Below are 18,466 nucleotides of genomic sequence, written 5' to 3'. Positions count from 1 at the left end.
TCTTTGAAAAACCTCACAGCCATAGAAACGGAGGAAATTGTGAGAAAAAAACAAGGAGTTCACAATCACACTTCTTGCCAGTGTCTGAATTGTCGTTTCCGGTCATGGTGGATTGTCTTTGGGTTGCTGATCGTCGGTCTCATCAGCTTCGGGACGGTGCTGCCAGGAGTATGGCAGGAAGCCTTCCCGCCATTGCCAGGTGATGATCCACATTTTGCATTTATACATGGAATACACGCCTTGGGTAGTATGTATGTACAAATACCAAGTGGGTATCTGTGGATGGATGATTCGTCATTTAACCAGATCAACGGCAATTTTCAGTCGCTCGACAGTATCGCCCGGGGGCTTACTGCGGTCCAGCCAGCTTCTATTGAAGATTTTGCCGATGTCGATGACATTGGCCGTATTCAGTATATCTGGTATGTGGATCGTAATAGTATCGTTCTGTTCAACCTTCCCGATTCCTGTTTTGTCGCAGCTGATCCAGTCTATCGTATGATTGGTCGGTTACCGGATATGACCCCGGTCGTGGATACAGGCCAAGAGATACAATTTCAGGTTGATTGTCTGCGTCGTCTTCCGACGGTGGCGTTTCAATCGGTCCCATACGTGATTCAAACCAGCGATCGTGGTAATCGTGTTGCCATTGGTGCATTCATTGATTCAGTCGTGACTTTGTATTCCGGTGGCGTGCTCGATGATGCATCGCGTGCGACAGCTGACACACTCAAAGCACGGGCGAATCAAAGTATGGATATTGTCACTGAGTATGTTCTGGATCATAGACAAGTACCATGGAGCAATCGCATCATAGGTATTCTGACTGCCACGTTTTCACTTTTGTGTTGGTGGTGGATCAAGCGCCACCAAGCAGCCTGGAGCGATTTTAGACAAGAGTACATTCAGGCGCATCAGATTTATTTGTGCGGTATTCCACAGTACGGTTTGGATTTAACTCATCCGGCCACAGCATTGCGGCGTTTCTTTAGACAGCGTGATGTTCATAATTTTTTCAACTGGTATCGTCTGATACTGGATGGGGAGATTGCCTCAAAAAAGCGACAAGCGCAGGAAGCACAGCTCTATGCCCAAATGGAGGAGGAATATGCGCAGGAGGTCTTGTTGTTTCGTAAACAGCTGGATACCTTTTTTGATGCTGATGTTCCTGGGAATATAATCGATGTACTGGTCCAAGCTGAGCGAGGCGATTTATCGCTGACTAATCGTCAAGCTTTTTTCCGAGAAGCGCAGCGATTATTTCGTCTACACCAGGAAGCGGTAAATGAAGCTGCGCAGCGTGCTGAGCAGGAACGTAGTGATATCGAACTCGAACGCAATATTTTGGCAATCAATCTAGATGACCTCGCACCTGAAGTACGTTATGCATTTTTGAATTATCTTCGAGATGCAGAAGCGGCTCGTGGTCGACCAGCAAAACGACGCTATTATCTAATGCAGGCACAAGCCTGTATTAGCACTCGGTCAGATGATTGCACGCTTGTGAACACTGAACACCCAGCTGTATCAAGTGTCAATCACGTAGCGGATGCATCAGTCATTCATTCAGTAGGTGAACTAGATTCACTCATTGATTTCAATGGTCTCCTGCCATCCTCAGTCGATCGTTCTCATGTGATCTGGATTATCCTTGCCTTTATTAACCCGACCGGCGGTATTCCGTATGTAAAACACGCCTATACACATTTGGAAAATATTCGGCGGGACGTTCGCAATAAAATCGAGGCATACAGTGATGAATCCTTTCAGGTGGCGTTTGAATGGTTACTTGACCATCAAGTGATCCTGCTCTACAAGCGAACCCGAACCAAAGAAGGGTATAGCTTCAATACGCGCGCCAAAGAGGCTGATGAGATCGGTCGTCCGATCATTGAGCGGGTTGTCTCGTTCATGCATCAAGTCAAGATTCGGACTCAATAACTGTTCGTCTTTCAATTCTTTTTTGCCCCTGACAGTCTATACTGCCAGGGGTTTCTTTTTGGTAAATATAAGCGAAACGACCAACGTGGGTCGGTGGTCGTTTCAGCCCTAGTATAGCACTGGCAATTGATATATCAATAGTTTGCAAAAAAGAAAAACCACCTACCAGCTTTTCCGATGCGGAGGGGGAGGAAGAATTCCGCGGTACTGGGCTGATAGGTGGGAATATTGGGACAAAAGGTCGATTTCAAGGGGGAGTTCACATAATATATGGATTTAGTGGGTAATGCAAAGAGAGTTATCCACAGCCTATACTCTTTACGGAAATTGAGGATAGTATTAGGGTTTATACATACCGACGGCTCTAATAATTGCGACGGCGCATATAATCAATTAGACTTAGATATGGCATAAAGAGAATTAATTATATGCCATCAAAGAATCACAATATATGCCTGCTTTTCTGCGGAGGATCGTCAATCATCACCGATGACGGTATATTGACCGTGCAGCAGGAGGGCGATATGAAGAAATGGCTGGCAGCCATGCCGGAATTAGGATTGATTGCAAATATTGATCCGGTTTTTGTGTATGGCGGCGATGCATCAGAGATTGAGCCCGGCCTGTGGCAGCGTTTGGCGCGAGAAATATATAAGCGGATTGACCAGTATGACGGATTCGTGGTGACGCATGGCATTGATACCATCATTTACACTGCTGCCATGCAATCATTCATGCTGGCTCAATTGCCGAAGCCCATCATTTTTACTGGCTCACCATTAGCGCAGGATGCGGAAAGCGCGGATCACGATTTGGCCGGCATGATGTCGAGCTACAAAACCTTAGGCGTTAAGGCAAATCTCATCAATGCTGCGCAAGTGGCTACCATGAACATTGCCGAGGTGGCGATCATGTTTGGCAACCGCCTTATCAAAGCCGTCGAGACAGTGAAGAGCGACTCGGCGTCGTTTAATTTCTTTGATGCTAGTTCAGAGCACGGCATGTTGGGTAAAGTTGATTTTGGCATTAAATTATTTAATCAGGTCCGACCGCGATCACGCCAAACACCGCGGCTGACTGATGCAGTTGATGATCAGGTCTGCCTTTTCCAACTTGTCCCCGGGGTGCAGGCAAGCCAATTGGAATCACTGGTTGAGAAAAAATATCACGGAATTATGATACGCAGTTTTAATACGAATTTGTTCCCTCAATCGTTTGAAAAGGTGCTGGCGTTGGCGTACCAGAAAGGTATCCCAGTCGTGGCGCATAATCCATTTGCCCTGGATCTGAAAAAAAAGAAGCGGGAGTATATTTTAGTCAATCATTTGACTTTTGAAACTGCGTTTGTGAAATTCATGTGGGTGCTTGGCCAGACGAATGATCTCGGCAAAATCCGCTTAATGATGTGGGAGAAATATTAATTGTCATTCTGAACGAAACGCAGTGGAGTGAAGCATCTCTATGCCGACTGAAAAGCAGTATTACGTATATATTATGACAAATAAGACCAACTCAGTTTTATATATTGGAACCACAAGGAATCTGGAGGGTAGAGTAAGACAGCATAAGTCAAAGGAAATTCTAGGCTTCGCAAAGAAATATAATGTTAATAAGCTTGTATATTATGAAGAATTTTTCATGGCAACCGATGCGTTTGCACGAGAGAAACAATTGAAGAATTGGCATCGTGACTGGAAGTTAAATTTAGTACGAGCTATGAACCAACACTTTAATGATTTATCAGTAGAATGGTATGTCTGAGATCCTGAAACGAGTTCAGGATGAGGCGGGAGGACGAATGATGGGTATAAAAAAGTCCTCATGCCGAACTTGTTTCGGCATCTCCTGCCACATAACTCAGAGTGACAACTTATAAAAACATGAGAGCTTACTTTTTCCAGCCAGCCATATCAAATAATAACCTGAGCGACCAATACGGACGCATCGCGGAAATTCTCCGCAATGCCGGCGTCTTTGTCGTTTCATCATCAAATGAAAATAATACCGATTTCCGCAAGGAAGATCTGGAGGCGATGCAGCAGTCGGGGGAAATTTTGCTGGATAAAATGGATTGCTTCGTGATTGAGGCATCTCAGCCGGATCAGGAGATTGGGTATTTATTGGCCTACGCGATTTCCCAGAAAAAGCCGTTGCTCTATTTGTTTCATAAGAATACGCCTGATCGAGTTTCTCATGGGTATTTAACCAAGAAAAATACCCCGGAATTCGTGTGTATGGAGGAGTATTCACGCGAATCGTTGGAGCAGGTTCTGATGAATTTTATAGATGATGTTACCTCAGGCAAAGGCTTGAAACAGCGCCCCACCATTAAATTTACGCTTCGCATCACGCCTCGTATGGAACGATATCTGGAGCAAAAGGCAAAGCGATCCAAGAAGACGAAGGCTGACTACTTACGCGATTTAATTGATAAACTAATGGAGGGGGAGGGGAAGTAAGTATGGCGCAATCACTAATTTTTTTAGCGGCATTATGTAATTTATTTCTAGGAACATTCCTTTTTGTTAAGTCAAAAAATAATATTCAGCGCCAATTTTCATTCGTGGTTTTTGTCATTACAATTTGGAATCTGGTCAATCTACAATATTTCATGAAGCCAGAATATCCGTTTGTTAATTTCTCTTACGCGGCAGGAAGCCTGGTTGTATCGTCGATTTTTTTATGGGTTTTGAGCTATGCCAAAATCCATCTGAGCATAATTCAGAAAGTCTGTTTCTTTATTATTGTGGCAAGTGTTTTTATTTCTTCGTTGATACCTGATGCAGTCATTTTACAGAATATTGTAGTTAAAGATTATGGGTTTGAAATCGGCATTGGAAGATTCTTTCTATTTTTTGCAATTTTGGTTACCGCGCAGCTATTGGTACTCATTGGAGTGCTTTTGAAGCACCTACGTAATACAACGGGGATTGTTCGATTGCAGACAAAGTATATTTTTCTTGGTTTTACTGTCCCAGCAATTTTTGTCATATTGGTTGATTTTATCCTCCCGTACTTTTCATACACCCAGTTTTCAAGTTTTGACATGCTGTCAACACTTGTTTTTGCCCTGGCAATTTCGTATGCAATTTTTCGGTATCGGTTTTTCGACATCCAGTTAGTAATTAAAGAAGGGTTGACACACTTTATTTCCCTGGCCGCACTTCTTGCTTTTTATGTGTATTTGCTTTTACTCTCTAGAGATTTTGTCTCTCAGGAATATAATTGGTCTGAACAAGCGACGACGATTGTTCTTGTACTCATTATTGCCACAACCTTTGAGCCCCTACGGAGAATCACTACCAAGTTAGTACATACGGTTTTTATTTCTCGCGAGAAGAATGCCCAAGAGAAAGTGAATCGTTTACAATTGTTATTTGGCTCAACCGTTCAGTTTGAGACGTTGATTGAGAAGTCACTATCGGCTCTGGAATCGTTTTTGAGTGTAAAGCAGAGTAATTTTATGTACCGCGATTTGGCTGCCCAAAAAATGACGGCTGCGAGAAAATTAGATCCACAGCTGGATATTGAAGGTGCGGGGTATGCGTATTTAACTCATAAACCGGAAATTTTGGTAACTGAAGAAATACCCTATCGAATGGAGGAGGTCGGTGCTGATGAACGAGAGCAGCTGCAGAAAATTCAACCGGAATTGCAGCAGGCGGGCATTAGTATGGTTGTACCCATCGGGGAGCCAGGTGAACTTTTTGGATTATTTCTTTTTGGGCAGAAAGCACGATCGGCGGCTTTTACCGAGGATAATATCAAATACATTAAGGAACTACAGCCTCACATGACCAGTGCGATTGCCAATGCCCTCATGTATAAACAGGCTATGGAGCGGATTGGTAGGAAATAAAAAGGAAATATATGTCTCATACTCACGCAATCATTCTATTAATAATTGCTGGTGTAGAAATTGCGCTAGCAATGTACACGCTGCTTGGAGATATTAAAAGTCAGGTGAGGCGGTGGTATGCCATGTTTGCTTTAAGTGTCGCAATATGGGTTGGGTCATTAGGATTGGATATTTTAGTATCCGCAAAAAAAGCGGTTATAATTATCGGCTACTTTCCATGGATAGGGGGTGTCTTAATCGTTACTACATTGCTTTTTCTAGTATGGATATGGCCGTATAAATCACAACCAATCAAACTATGGAATTGGGTAGTCATTATTTTGCCAATAATCGTTTTTACCTTTTTGATTTTATCACCATATGCACCAGTTGTTGAAAAAACACAAATGACCGCGTGGCGTTCAAATGAGCAAGGGCCATCATACGGTTTGTACAATACCTTAATTTTTGGATACTTACTGTGGGCAGTGGTATCTTTGTATCGAAAATTTAGAGAATCTGACGGAATTTATAGATGGCAACTTAAGTATTTCATGGTTAGCGTTATTCTTGCTGGAGGTATTATCGTCGTGACTAATATCATTATTCCTTGGTTAGGATATTCAGAATGGGAAATATTTGAGAGCGCCTTTGGGCCAGAAGTATCAATATTATGGGTTGGTTTTTCAACATATATTCATCTAAAAAAACATACATAAAATCTTTAATAAATGGGGCAATATTGAAAAAAAGACGATTTTGTGGTATGGTAGAGTCAAATATCTATTTAATAAAATTAAATAAATGGAAAATAAAGACAAATTAGTTATACAAAATTATTATAAAGTTGATATTAGTGAAGAGTATGAAGTAATGACGCCAGTATCAAAAGTTTTAAATTTTTTTTGGATATCATTTTCAACCATAATTCCGTATAGTATTAGTCATAGGTTATTAGTTGCGAGTAAAAAAGCTGAAATTATTAAAGCAAATTCAACTCAGTATCGTGCTTTAGAGGAAATGTATACTTTTCACCAGAAAAGTAGAAATATTCTCAATACACGATTTTTTGATTATCTATGGTTAAATCAAAAAAATCCAAAAGCGTTAAGAAATCGATTAAAACTTTTCAAAAAACTTTTAACTGATGCAATAAATCGTAATGGTCAAGATGAAACGAGAATTTTGAGCTTGGGGTGCGGCTCTGCAAGAGGTGTTGTAGAGACAATTGCTGAAATTAAAAAGGACAAAAAAAATATTCATGCCAAGCTAATTGACCAAGATTTGAATGCTATAAATTACAGTAAAGAATTGGCTCACCAGTTTAAAATTGATTATTTGATCTCGCAGCATAATATAAAAATTGAGGATTCCTACTCAATTATTAAGAGTTTTAATCCAAATATTATTGAGATGGTGGGTATATTAGATTATTTTAAGGATGAAAGAGTGGTTAGGGTGATAAATAGTTTGTACGATGTTTTAGATCATGGTTCAATTCTGATTACTGGTAATATTAATAAAAATATTGAGGAAAGATTTATTTCCAAAACAGTTAAATGGCAGATGATTCATCGTTATCCAAAGGATTTTTATAAAGTTTTGTGTAATACAAAATTTGAAAGTTTGGAAATAATTTATGAACCATTGTTAGTTCATGGGATTGCATTGTTAATAAAAAAATAAAATGTTTAATGTCATTCTCATCTCTGAGGCCATATTAGAATTGGTTTTATTACTACTTCTTGTTTATAGGAAAAGTAAGACTTTAAAGAATAAAGTTTTTCTTTTTTATGTGGTCGGAATTATTGGATGGGTTTTCGGCATAGCTATGTTTAGAATATCGAGTGATGTTATTACAGCAAAAATTTGGGTAGTTATTTACTATATTTCGGCTGGGGTAATTGCTACAACTTTATTTCAGTTTTCTTATTTATTTCCGTATCGGCACAGTAAATTTTCAAGAAGCTTGCAAATTATCTCATTTCTTCCATTTGTAATTTTTTTATTAATCATTCCAACTAAGATATTCATAGAAAAAGTAACAATTTCGGAACCAAATATTGTTACTTTAGGTCCAGCGTACCATTTTTTTGGGGTGTGGTTTATAATATACTTTTTGTTGCTATTTTTTAACCTTTTCCGAAACTATCAAAGAGCTCGGGGTATACTAAAGTTACAATTTAAATATTTACTCATTGGCACCCTAATGTCAGGCATTCTTGGGGTTACGTTTAATTTAATTTTACCTTGGATTGGTAATTATAAATTAATTCAAATTGGACCCTCTTTTTCAATTATTTGGCTAATATTTATTGTTTACGCAATATTAAAACATAAGCTTTTAGATATAAGAATATTTGTATTAAGAACTGTAACTTATTCCATTGTTGTAATAATTGTATCGGCAACAGTTGTGGGTGTAATAATTTTCATTCCCGAGTATTTGAAAGTTGATGATAGTATAAAAGCACTTGCCGCCGTTACTATTGCGGGGGTTATAGTTTCAATTCTAGATCCACTTAAACGATGGATTGCAAGCGCCACAGATAAACTTTTCTTCAAAGCCCGCGTGGATTACCAAAAACTTTCCAGCGAGCTGTCGGAGATTATTAATCGGGAAATTGATTTGGACATTTTGCTTTTTTCCTTGACGCATAGATTAGAGAAAGACCTGAAGATAAAAAATGTGAGCATTTATTTAGCTGGTTCTACGGGCGGAGCATTCTACAAACGCATTGGCCGAGTGGACAAGGGTGGCCATAAGGTGAGCGACCAAGTGTTTGAACAACTGACTGAAGAAGAAAAAACCGACATTGCCAATCGGATACGGCATGACAATCCATTGATTAAATATTTGCGTTCAAAGCAAGATATTATTGTGCTCGAGGCGCTGGAGCGAAAGATCGAAGATACCCAAGACGAAGAATCGAGAAAAATATTAGAATCATCAAAAGCTTCACTCGACACGCTTGACGCGGCCGTCGTCGCACCAGTGACCGTCGGGAATACCATTAATGCAGTCATGGTGCTGGGACCGAAATTATCCGGAGATCCATTTGGCAGTGAAGACCTGAATGTATTGAGCCTGATCGGTCCGCAACTTGCCTCCGCACTTGAGAAATCGCGGCTGTATGAAGAGGCGCAGCAATTTACTGAGCGTTTGAAAAAAGAGGTGGCGGTAGCGACGGGCGATTTGCGCAATGCGAATATGCAGCTGCAAGAGCGGAATCGGTTCCTCCAAGCATTACAAAAGGTGACGACGCTTATTTCCCGCACTCTTGATTTTGCAAAAGTCACCCAATCAGTTGTGGACAGCATTGCCTCAGAGCTGGGCTACTTGGGCGGTGTATTATTATTGCTGGGTAAAGACCGGCATAAATTATTTCCTGAAGCCGTCACCCGGACTCCATTGACCGAGAAAGCGCTCAAGCTATTGCCCAAGCCGTTGAATTCGTATTATGGATATTTCCCCGAAGATGACAGTTATTCGGTAAAAGCGATTAGTACCGGGAAAGTCCAAATCAGCGAAAAACTGTCAGACTTTATTTCACCCGCGGTGCCACCCTTGGTCGCATTTGGCATGCAGAAATTAGCGGGGATTAAGACGGTCGTGGGAGTGCCGGTGTATGCGGAAAATGTTATTGTGGGTGTTATTAATTTTATGCTTCAGCAAGAACACGGGGAATTGAAAGCGACCGATCTCGATGCCATGAAAGCATTGGCTAGTCAGACCGGCATCGTCTATCGCAATATTCAGTTATATAAACAAATTGAGGAATCAAACGTCCATCTGGCTGAAGCAAACGTCCATTTGCAGCAGCTCGATCAGGCAAAGTCGGAATTTGTTTCGATAGCTTCACACCAATTGCGTACGCCGATGACTGGCATTATGGGATATCTTTCCATGATTACTCAAGGCGACTTTGGTAAAGTGCCAAACGAACAGCTGAAGATCCTTCAGGGCTTGCTCGAAGAATCACAGCGCATGATTCGGTTGATCAATCTTTTCCTTAACGTGTCCAAGATTGAGTCTGGCAAGATGACTCTCAACCAAGTACCGATGCAGATGGAAGGATTGATAGAAAAGGTTGTAAATATTTCCAAGAAAGCGGCGACTGACAAAGGTTTGAAATTAATTTACAAGTCGCAAAAAGAAAAATTACCGCCCGTATTTGCCGATGCTGATAAATTAGGCGACGTCATCATGAACTTGGTTGATAACGCAATAAAGTATACTGACAAAGGAAGCGTTACGGTGGCTCAAAAACTTGACGGCGCATTTATTGAGACAACGGTTCATGATACTGGCCGCGGCATTGATCCCGAGGAAGCTAAAAAATTATTTACTAAATTTGTCCGTGGATTCGGGATAGCTCAGGTGAACCCCGACGGTTCAGGCCTTGGGCTGTATGTGGCACGTCGTTTAACCGAAGCTCACAGCGGTAGAATTTGGGTTGATTCAGAAGGAATAGGCAAGGGCTCTACATTCCACGTGCGTATACCGATTTACCATGAGGGGATGGAGGAGGCGGTGAAGAAATTGGCAGATGATGAAGCATCGTCATCTTTGCCGGCTCAAGAATAGATCGGATTAGTAAAAAACGAGATTCTTCGCTACATTCAGGACACCCTAACGATTATTAATATAGGGTTGATTATTGTCGAAAAATGTGTTATAATGTAAAACATACAAACAAAAATCACCTATGCAGCTTCGTACACTCAACGACGTCGATGTTAATAATAAAGTGGTCATCCTGCGCGTGGCGCTGGATGTTCATTTTCATAATGAAAACGGCAAAAAAGTGATCGAAGATGATACTCGGGTCCGCGCTATTGTGCCATCGGTACAGTTATTGGCCGGTCGGGGAGCAAAAGTGCTGCTCATGTCATGGCTGCAGCGGCCAGAAGGAAAACCAAATCCGGAGATGAGCCTGGCGCCGGTGGCTGCTCGACTAACTGAGTTATTGGGCAAACCAGTGGCTTTTGTGCCAGACTGTATCGGTGAACCGGTGAAGCAAGCCGTTGCCAACATGCAGCCCGGCGCCGTCGCGCTACTGGAAAATGTCCGATTCCATCCTGGAGAAGCGGGGGAGAAAGTTTATGACGAAGCGTATGCCAAGCAACTGGCAGAGTACGCGGATATGTTTGTCAATGACGCCTTTGGCCAGAGTCATCGGAAAGTCGCTTCAATTATTGGAATCCCGAAATTTATACCGAGCTATGCTGGACCAGAACTAGAAAAGGAAGTGACTGAACTATCCAATCTTTTAGAAAACCCTACTCGTCCGTTTGTGGCAATTATTGGAGGCGCAAAGATTTCTACAAAAATGGGCGTGATCAAATCGCTTTTGGGCAAAGTAGATAATATTCTGCTGGGAGGAGCGTTGGCCAACACCATCCTTCGTGCTCAAGGCTTGCAAGTCGGTACCTCGTTAATCGAAGAAGAGATGATTGCAGAAGCGAAATCAATGAATTTAACTGATACACGTTTGCACATCCCGGTTGATGTGATTACCGCGACTGATATTACCGAAGGATTGCCCACGCATATTCGAGCTGTCGGGAATTTGAAAAAGGATGAAAAAATATTGGACATCGGCCCGGACACGGTTAAGTTATTTCAAAAAGTTATCAGCCAGGCGAAAACCATTGTCTGGAATGGGCCGATGGGGTGGTTTGAGCTGCCGGCCTTTGCCACAGGAACAAATGACATTGCTCAGGCACTCGCGAAATCATCGGCCCGCACCGTGGTGGGCGGGGGTGAGACGATCGCCTCTATCCAACAGCAGGGATTGGGTGAGCGCATGACTTTTATGTCCATGGGCGGTGGGGCGATGCTTAAATTTTTGGAAAAAGGAACTTTGCCCGGAATTGAATCATTAATTATCTCATAAACGCATGTCGACAAAAATCAAAAAGATCATAGCGCGTGAAGTGCTTGCCTCAGGCGGAGTGCCGAGCCTGGAGGCGATTGTTGAACTTGAGGGAGGGATTACCGGAAGCGCTTCAGTGCCATTTGGCGCGTCGGCTGGTATTCATGAAGCGTATGTCATGCTTGATGGCGACCCGAAACGGTATAACGGCAACGGCATGCTGAAAGCTTGTGAAAACGTTAATGGTCCGATTGCCAAAAAATTAAAAGGTATGTCAGCTACCAGCCAAGAAAAAATTGACGAGGCAATGATTAAGCTTGATGGCACAGCCAATAAGAAGAAACTGGGGGGCAACGCGATTTTAGCAGTATCCATGGCAGTCGCGCGTGCAGCCGCCGCATCGAAGAAACAGCCGTTGTATCAATACATTCGTTCAACCTACAAATTGCCGTATAAAAAATGGACATTACCCAAACCGATGATGGTGGTGATCGAGGGCGGTGTTCACGCGGATAACTCCACTGATTTTCAGGAGTATCTGCTGAGCGTCAATGGCGCACCGAGCGTTCGTGAGGCAGTCCGCTGGGGAGAAGAGGCGTATATTCAGGTCAAGAAAATTTTGAAAGCGCGCGGCTTCAATACGAATGTGGGCAATGAAGGTGCATTTGCACCGGCGGGCATCGAGACGAATGAAGCACCGCTCGAGGTACTGGTCGAAGCGATCAAAAAGGCTGGATATCGTCCGGGCAAGGATATATCCGTGTCGCTGGATCCGGCGGTGTCAGAATTGTATGATGAGAAGCAAAAAAAATATATTTTGAAGCGCGAGAACGCGGGTTTGTTATCGAGTCAGATGGTGGGCCTTTTCAAGGGCTGGGTGGATAAGTACCCAATTCTCTCCATCGAAGATCCGCTGGCTGAAGATGATTGGGAGGGGTGGCAGGCTTTTTATCAGGAGATGCACGATCGGATTCGGATCGTGGGTGATGATTTGACGGTGACGAATATCGAACGAGTGCGGAAAGCAATTAAGCTGAAAACGATTAACGCCGTACTGATTAAGCTCAATCAGATTGGGAGCCTCACGGAAACAATCCGCACCATTCGTTTGGGTCAGTCGCAGGGTTTCTGGCAAGTCGTATCGCATCGTGGCGGTGGAGAGACCGAGGATACCGGCATGATTGATGTGGCGGTAGCGGTGAATGCCGAGTATGTCAAAGTTGGTCCAGCTCGCGGCGAACGTACTGCAAAATATAATCGTTTAATGGCAATCGAGGACGAGTTGAAGCGCACATGAAAAATCCGATCAAACCATTTTTATTAGTCATCATCGACGGTTGGGGCATCCGCAAAGCAAAAGCGGGTAATGCCATCGCCCAGGCGCATACACCGGTCATGGATCAGCTGATGAAAAATTATCCTAACACGACGTTAGGCGCCTCGGGTCGTGACGTGGGTTTGCCGCCGGCGCAAACGGGTAATTCGGAAGCCGGGCATATGAACATTGGCGCGGGACGCATCGTGGAGCAGGATTCGGTGCGCGTCTCCCGATGCATTAGTGATGGAAGTTTTTTCAAAAATCGAGCGCTTTTGGATGTCGTTGAACATGTGAAGAAATATAAATCAGACGTCCATTTGATGGGTCTTTTAACCGATGATCAGTCGCCCCACGCTGACCCTGATCATTTGTTGGGATTGATTACGTTATTCAATTTATCATTGGAGCACGTCAGTTCGTCCATCAAGGTATATTTGCATTTATTTACTGACGGACGCGATTCATACCAGTACTCAGCCACAAAACTACTTGATCGTTTTAAGCCGGCGCTGAGCCGACGCAATCAAATCGCTTCAGTGTGTGGCCGGTTCTACGCGATGGATCGGATTAAGCAGTGGTCGCGGACTGAACGAGCGTATAATGCACTCGTGATGGGGGAAGGCTTTCAGGCAAAATCAGCTGAAGAAGCCGTGATGCAAGCGTATAATCGAAATGAGAACGATGAATACATCCAGCCGACGGTGATCAAAAATAATCATGATAAGGGAGGACGGATTAACAATAATGACGCGGTTATTTTTTTTAATGTCCGTTCGGATCGAGTGCGGCAGTTAGCTAAAGCTTTTGTTCAAAAGAAATTTGTCGGATTTAAGCGGAAAAAGGTGCTCAAGAATCTTCGATTCGTTTCCATGACCAGCTTTGGCCCTGATTTGCCCAGTATCGTCGAAGCCTATCCAACGTTGCAGCCTTTAAAAAATACCGTACCTTTTGTTTTGAAAGATTATCGTCAGTTGTACGTCGCGGAAAGTGAAAAATATGCGCATGTTACCTATTTCTTCAATGGTGGATACGACCACCCGGTGGGGGGCGAGGATCGCGTAATTATCAAATCACCCGTGGCGTACACGTATCGCACGAAGCCGGAGATGCGCGCGAAGGAAATCACTGATATTGTTTGCGATTCGATTGAATACCAAAAGCATGATTTTATGGTGATGAATTTCGCCAATCCAGATATGGTGGGGCATACGGGTGATTTTCCGGCTTGCATCCGCGCCGTTGAGTTTGTCGATAGCCAGATCGGGAGATTGGCCGAGTCGATTTTGAAGCATAATGGAACCATGATGGTGACGGCGGATCATGGCAATGCTGACGAAAAGTTTGATGTCGAGACCGAGCAGATTATTACTTCTCATTCAAAATCTCCCGTGCCGCTAATTATTGTACATAAGAGTATTCCTAAAAATACTAAAGTTATCCGTGGCGTGCTTGGCGACATCGCTCCAACGATGCTGCATATGCTAGGCATACCGCGTCCTCCTGAAATGAGTGACCATATTTTATGCAAATACCGAATCGTCCAGTAGTTTTAATCGTGTATGATGGCTTCGGCATTGCGCCGGTTGGCCCCGGCAATCCCATACGTAATGCGCCGACTCCGACGTTTGATGCTTTGATTGAGCATTATCCGACCGTCGCGCTGCAGGCTTCCGGTGAAGCGGTAGGGCTACCGTGGGGGGAGATGGGGAATTCAGAGGTTGGGCACTTGAATTTAGGCTCCGGTAAAATTATTTACCAGAGTCTACCCCGCATTTCACGAGCTATCGCCGATGGAAGTTTTTATTCAAACGCGGCTTTTCAAAAAGCGATCAAGCACGTAGCAAAAAACGATACGAAATTGCATTTGCTCGGCATGGTATCAAATGGCGGCGTGCATAGTTCAATTGATCATCTATTTGCTCTGCTCGAATTATGCCAGAAATCGGAAGTCAAGGAAGTATACTTACATGTGATTCTCGATGGTCGGGATACTACCCGCGATAGCGGTGTCACATTCGTCCAAAAACTACAGGATAAATTGGCTGAGACGAAAGTTGGAAAAATAGCCACCATTTCTGGGCGGTATTATGCCATGGATCGAGATAACCGCTGGGAACGTGAGGAAAAAGCGTATCGAGCCATGGTTGACGGAGAAGCAGAGAGCTTTGGAACCGATCCGGTACAATTAATCAAAGCGTCGTATGCAAAAAAAGTGTATGACGAAGAATTTATGCCGGCAGTTATCGGCACCAAGGGCAAACCCACTGCCACGATCGCTGATGGTGATGCAGTCATATTTTTTAATTTTCGGCCTGACCGAGCGCGCCAGCTGACAAAGGTGTTTAGTGTTAAGCAGTTTAGTGGATTTAAGCGCTCCACTTTTTTGAGCAAGCTGTGCTTTGTCACCATGACCGAATATGATAAAACATTGCCTGTTGATGTAGCATTTCCTCCCGAATTAATAACTAATCCGATTGCTCGAGTTATCTCGGACGCGGGGCTGAAGCAGTTGCATATCGCGGAGACGGAAAAGTACGCTCATGTCACGTATTTCTTCAACGGGGGAAATGAAGACCCTTTTAAACATCAAGATAATCTTTTAATCCCATCCCCGCGAGTCGCCTCCTACGACAAGAAACCGGAAATGAGCGCCCCGGAGGTTACGGAAAAATTATTGGCTGCGATTGACGCTGGTAAGCATGATTTTATTGTGGCTAATTTTGCTAATCCTGACATGGTCGGGCACACCGGCAATTATAAAGCAACGTACAAAGCAATTACGGTTATTGATACGCTGCTGAAAAAAGTGATTGATGCGGTTTTGGAAAAAAATGGGATGGTATTTATAACTGCTGATCATGGCAATGCTGAACAAATGATTAATCCTCAGACAGGCGAAATGGATAAAGAGCACACGACGAATCCGGTTCCATTCTTTGCTATCGCAAATCAATGGAAAGATCACTTAATTTTTCCTGAATTGGCGAATGACCATGATTTGTCAGTCTTGCAGCCGACTGGTATTCTTTCTGATGTGCCGGTGACGATCCTTACCTACATGGGGATCAAGCCACCCGAGGAAATGTCAGGGAATAATTTATTGATGACCTAAGCACATGCTCGAATCATTATTAAAACCGCGTTCTATTGCCATAATTGGCGCCTCGCATGATCCGGAGAAGCTGGGGCATGTTATTTTGTATAATTTGATTACGTATCGTTATCGCGGGCGGCTGTACCCGGTTAATCCAAAAGGCGGATTGATTTTAGGAAAAAAAGTATTTTCATCAGTGCAGGAGATACCCGCGCAGGTTGATTTGGCGATTGTGGTAATTCCCGCGGCATTGGTACCTGCCGCGATTCGCGAGTGCGGAAAGAAAAAAATTCGCACGGCGATTATCATAAGTGCGGGGTTTGCCGAGCAGGGTGGCGTTGGCGCTCAGCTCGAGGCGCGCGTTTTAGCTGAGGCGAAGAAGTATCATATGCGCATTCTTGGTCCAAACTGCCTCGGGGTGATCAACCCGGCCCTCAAAATGAACGCTTCGTTTGCCGCTGGCATGCCTGACTTTGGTGGCGTGGCAGTGATTTCTCAGTCAGGAGCCATGGCCGTGTCAATTACCGAATGGGCGGTGGCGGCTGATGTCGGTTTTTCTTCCCTTGTTTCGTTGGGTAATAAATCAGATATTCAGGAAGAAGAATTAGTTAAATATTTTGGAGCGGACAAACGAACGCACGTAATCGTTATGTATCTCGAAAGCCTGAAGACGGGTCGCGCGCTGCTTCGCACTATCCAGCGTGTTTCCAAAAAAACGCCGATTATTATTCTCAAGCCAGGCAAGAGTTTGGAGGCTCAGCGCGCGGTGGCTTCGCACACCGGAGCGATTGCCGGGGCTCATGCGGTTCAGCAGGCCATGCTGCAATCAGCGGGTGCCGTAGTAGTGGATACGCTTCAGGAATTATTCCTTTTTACCCAGCTATTTGAAAATCGTCATAAGTTGTCCGGTAATCGGGTAGCGATTGTGACGAATGCGGGTGGTCCAGGCATCATCGCGACTGACGCTGTTGTGGCTGCGACGAATTTACGCATGGCGACGCTCGCGCCACAGACGATCGCCGAACTTAAGAAAAAATTACCAGAAGCGGCAGCCACTGGTAACCCCGTGGATGTGATTGGTGATGCTACCCCGGCGCGGTATCAGATTGCTTTACGCGCTTTGATGCGCGATCGGGGCGTTGATGCGGTGGTGGCATTATTGACCCATCAGTACGTGACTGACAGCGATGCCATCGCAAAAATAATAATTCGAGAACAGCGGGCGCACCCAGGTAAGCCGATTGCCGTTTCATTTATTGGTGGTGCAGCGATGCGTGCGTCACGACAGATATTGACCAAGGCCGGAATTATTACCTTTGCCTACCCTGAACACGCGGTGGCAGCTATCGCCATGCTGAGACATGATGTGATGGCACGCACTGAATTGCGTCGTTTTCCAGAAATGACGTATCGAACGTCTCAAGCCACCCAAATCGTATTGGGCACGCGGGCCGAGCGCATGGTCAAACGGTTTGTTCCGTATGTTATGCCGTCACGGCTGGCTTCGAGCATTGAGGCTGCCCTGAAACAAGCGGCGCGCCTACGCTATCCCGTCGTAGCAAAAATTATCAGCCAGGAGTTCATCCATAAGACTGAACGCGGCGGTGTTCAGATAAATATTACCGGACCTGAACAACTGCGCCGTACGCTCCGCTCCTGGCAGACCCAATTCAAGCTTGCATTTGCTAAGGATGAAGGGTTTCTCTTGCAACCGTATCGTCCGGGTATGATTGAAATGATTATTGGTGCAAAGCGTGACCCGGAATTAGGCGCGTATTTAGTGATAGGCTTGGGTGGTATTTTTGTGGAATCAATCGGCGGCCAAGTGATTGTGCCGATCCCTGCGTCGCGGGCAGAGATTGAACGCGCGCTTGATCGATCGCTCCAGGGTCTGCTCAGTACCGCACGAGGCGCGCGGATTCCGAAAAAAGATATTATACAGTGCGCGCTCGGTATTTCACGGATGATGCTCGCCACGCCGCGCCTTGAGGAATTTGACGCCAATCCGGTATTGTTATCTGCGGGGAGGATTGAAATTGCTGATCTACGCATTGTCGTGCGTCGCTAGGGGAACTATGGAGATACGCTTAACAGGCACATTGCCGGAAAATCTGAAAGTCCTGATGGGTCGACTTGGGTATCATGAAAACCGCAATCGCCAAGGCGACACGTCCTTTATTAGGCGGTTGCACAGTTTAGGGTATCCGCGATTTCATATCTACCCGCATACTACTCGGTCAGGGGTCAGTCTCAAGCTGCATTATGATGAGAAACGTCCGTCATACGCTGGGTCGCACGCCCACTCGGGGCAGTACGATGGCGATCTGGTGCTGGCAGAGGCTGAACGCATTGATACATACCTCAAAAGCCTGCAATAATTTTTGAATTTTGGTTGA

At 44.3% G+C, this 18,466-nt stretch carries 14 protein-coding genes; all 14 read left to right on the top strand.

Going from position 1 to position 18,466, the window contains the following annotated elements:
- Positions 1-3: 3 nt before the first annotated feature.
- Positions 4-1,941, top strand: a complete 1,938-nt coding sequence (locus tag HZC01_00235) for a hypothetical protein (GenBank protein ID MBI5037126.1) — start codon at positions 4-6, stop codon at positions 1,939-1,941.
- A gap of 428 nt (positions 1,942-2,369) precedes the next feature.
- Positions 2,370-3,362, top strand: a complete 993-nt coding sequence (locus HZC01_00230; protein ID MBI5037125.1) for an asparaginase — start codon at positions 2,370-2,372, stop codon at positions 3,360-3,362.
- A 40-nt stretch (positions 3,363-3,402) separates the two neighbouring features.
- The gene (locus HZC01_00225) at positions 3,403-3,702 is read left to right on the top strand and encodes a GIY-YIG nuclease family protein (GenBank protein MBI5037124.1); all 300 of its coding nucleotides are present in this window, start codon (positions 3,403-3,405) and stop codon (positions 3,700-3,702) included.
- A 119-nt stretch (positions 3,703-3,821) separates the two neighbouring features.
- Positions 3,822-4,400, top strand: coding sequence for a hypothetical protein (locus HZC01_00220; protein ID MBI5037123.1), 579 nt, complete (start codon positions 3,822-3,824; stop codon positions 4,398-4,400).
- A gap of 2 nt (positions 4,401-4,402) precedes the next feature.
- A complete protein-coding gene (locus HZC01_00215; GenBank protein ID MBI5037122.1) occupies positions 4,403-5,800 on the top strand; it encodes a hypothetical protein in 1,398 nt (465 codons plus the stop codon).
- A gap of 11 nt (positions 5,801-5,811) precedes the next feature.
- The gene (locus HZC01_00210) at positions 5,812-6,498 is read left to right on the top strand and encodes a hypothetical protein (protein ID MBI5037121.1); all 687 of its coding nucleotides are present in this window, start codon (positions 5,812-5,814) and stop codon (positions 6,496-6,498) included.
- Positions 6,499-6,583: 85 nt separating this feature from the next.
- Positions 6,584-7,465 (top strand): class I SAM-dependent methyltransferase family protein, encoded by an 882-nt coding sequence (locus tag HZC01_00205; protein MBI5037120.1) that lies wholly within the window; start codon positions 6,584-6,586, stop codon positions 7,463-7,465.
- Between the two features lies 1 nt (position 7,466).
- Entirely contained in the window at positions 7,467-10,367 is a 2,901-nt protein-coding gene (locus tag HZC01_00200; protein MBI5037119.1) for a hypothetical protein, read from the top strand.
- Positions 10,368-10,488: 121 nt separating this feature from the next.
- Entirely contained in the window at positions 10,489-11,679 is a 1,191-nt protein-coding gene (locus HZC01_00195) for a phosphoglycerate kinase (GenBank protein ID MBI5037118.1), read from the top strand.
- Between the two features lie 4 nt (positions 11,680-11,683).
- Positions 11,684-12,955, top strand: coding sequence for a phosphopyruvate hydratase (gene eno / locus HZC01_00190; GenBank protein ID MBI5037117.1), 1,272 nt, complete (start codon positions 11,684-11,686; stop codon positions 12,953-12,955).
- A complete protein-coding gene (locus HZC01_00185; protein MBI5037116.1) occupies positions 12,952-14,523 on the top strand; it encodes a 2,3-bisphosphoglycerate-independent phosphoglycerate mutase in 1,572 nt (523 codons plus the stop codon). The genes eno and HZC01_00185 overlap by 4 nt, the downstream gene beginning before the upstream one ends.
- Positions 14,499-16,088, top strand: coding sequence for a 2,3-bisphosphoglycerate-independent phosphoglycerate mutase (locus tag HZC01_00180; protein ID MBI5037115.1), 1,590 nt, complete (start codon positions 14,499-14,501; stop codon positions 16,086-16,088). Before HZC01_00185 ends, HZC01_00180 begins: the two co-directional genes overlap by 25 nt.
- Positions 16,089-16,092: 4 nt before the next feature.
- Positions 16,093-18,138 (top strand): acetate--CoA ligase family protein, encoded by a 2,046-nt coding sequence (locus HZC01_00175; protein MBI5037114.1) that lies wholly within the window; start codon positions 16,093-16,095, stop codon positions 18,136-18,138.
- 7 nt (positions 18,139-18,145) lie between these two features.
- The gene (locus HZC01_00170) at positions 18,146-18,448 is read left to right on the top strand and encodes a hypothetical protein (protein MBI5037113.1); all 303 of its coding nucleotides are present in this window, start codon (positions 18,146-18,148) and stop codon (positions 18,446-18,448) included.
- Positions 18,449-18,466 lie beyond the last annotated feature (18 nt).

This window comes from Candidatus Kerfeldbacteria bacterium (assembly GCA_016214565.1).
GTDB lineage: Bacteria > Patescibacteriota > Patescibacteriia > UBA10025 > JAHIVO01 > JAXDBW01.
Note: the sequence above shows the minus strand (reverse complement) of the source record. Positions and strands in the feature narration are given on the sequence as shown.

What these genes read in the sequence shown, in the direction of transcription:
- HZC01_00205 (MBI5037120.1), top strand. Translation starts at nt 6,584, where the DNA reads ATGGAAAATAAAGACAAATTAGTTATACAAAATTATTATAAAGTTGAT.
- HZC01_00225 (MBI5037124.1), top strand. Translation starts at nt 3,403, where the DNA reads ATGCCGACTGAAAAGCAGTATTACGTATATATTATGACAAATAAGACC.
- HZC01_00200 (MBI5037119.1), top strand. Translation starts at nt 7,467, where the DNA reads ATGTTTAATGTCATTCTCATCTCTGAGGCCATATTAGAATTGGTTTTA.
- HZC01_00170 (MBI5037113.1), top strand. Translation starts at nt 18,146, where the DNA reads ATGGAGATACGCTTAACAGGCACATTGCCGGAAAATCTGAAAGTCCTG.
- HZC01_00230 (MBI5037125.1), top strand. Translation starts at nt 2,370, where the DNA reads ATGCCATCAAAGAATCACAATATATGCCTGCTTTTCTGCGGAGGATCG.
- HZC01_00175 (MBI5037114.1), top strand. Translation starts at nt 16,093, where the DNA reads ATGCTCGAATCATTATTAAAACCGCGTTCTATTGCCATAATTGGCGCC.
- eno (MBI5037117.1), top strand. Translation starts at nt 11,684, where the DNA reads ATGTCGACAAAAATCAAAAAGATCATAGCGCGTGAAGTGCTTGCCTCA.
- HZC01_00180 (MBI5037115.1), top strand. Translation starts at nt 14,499, where the DNA reads ATGCAAATACCGAATCGTCCAGTAGTTTTAATCGTGTATGATGGCTTC.
- HZC01_00185 (MBI5037116.1), top strand. Translation starts at nt 12,952, where the DNA reads ATGAAAAATCCGATCAAACCATTTTTATTAGTCATCATCGACGGTTGG.
- HZC01_00215 (MBI5037122.1), top strand. Translation starts at nt 4,403, where the DNA reads ATGGCGCAATCACTAATTTTTTTAGCGGCATTATGTAATTTATTTCTA.
- HZC01_00195 (MBI5037118.1), top strand. Translation starts at nt 10,489, where the DNA reads ATGCAGCTTCGTACACTCAACGACGTCGATGTTAATAATAAAGTGGTC.
- HZC01_00220 (MBI5037123.1), top strand. Translation starts at nt 3,822, where the DNA reads ATGAGAGCTTACTTTTTCCAGCCAGCCATATCAAATAATAACCTGAGC.
- HZC01_00210 (MBI5037121.1), top strand. Translation starts at nt 5,812, where the DNA reads ATGTCTCATACTCACGCAATCATTCTATTAATAATTGCTGGTGTAGAA.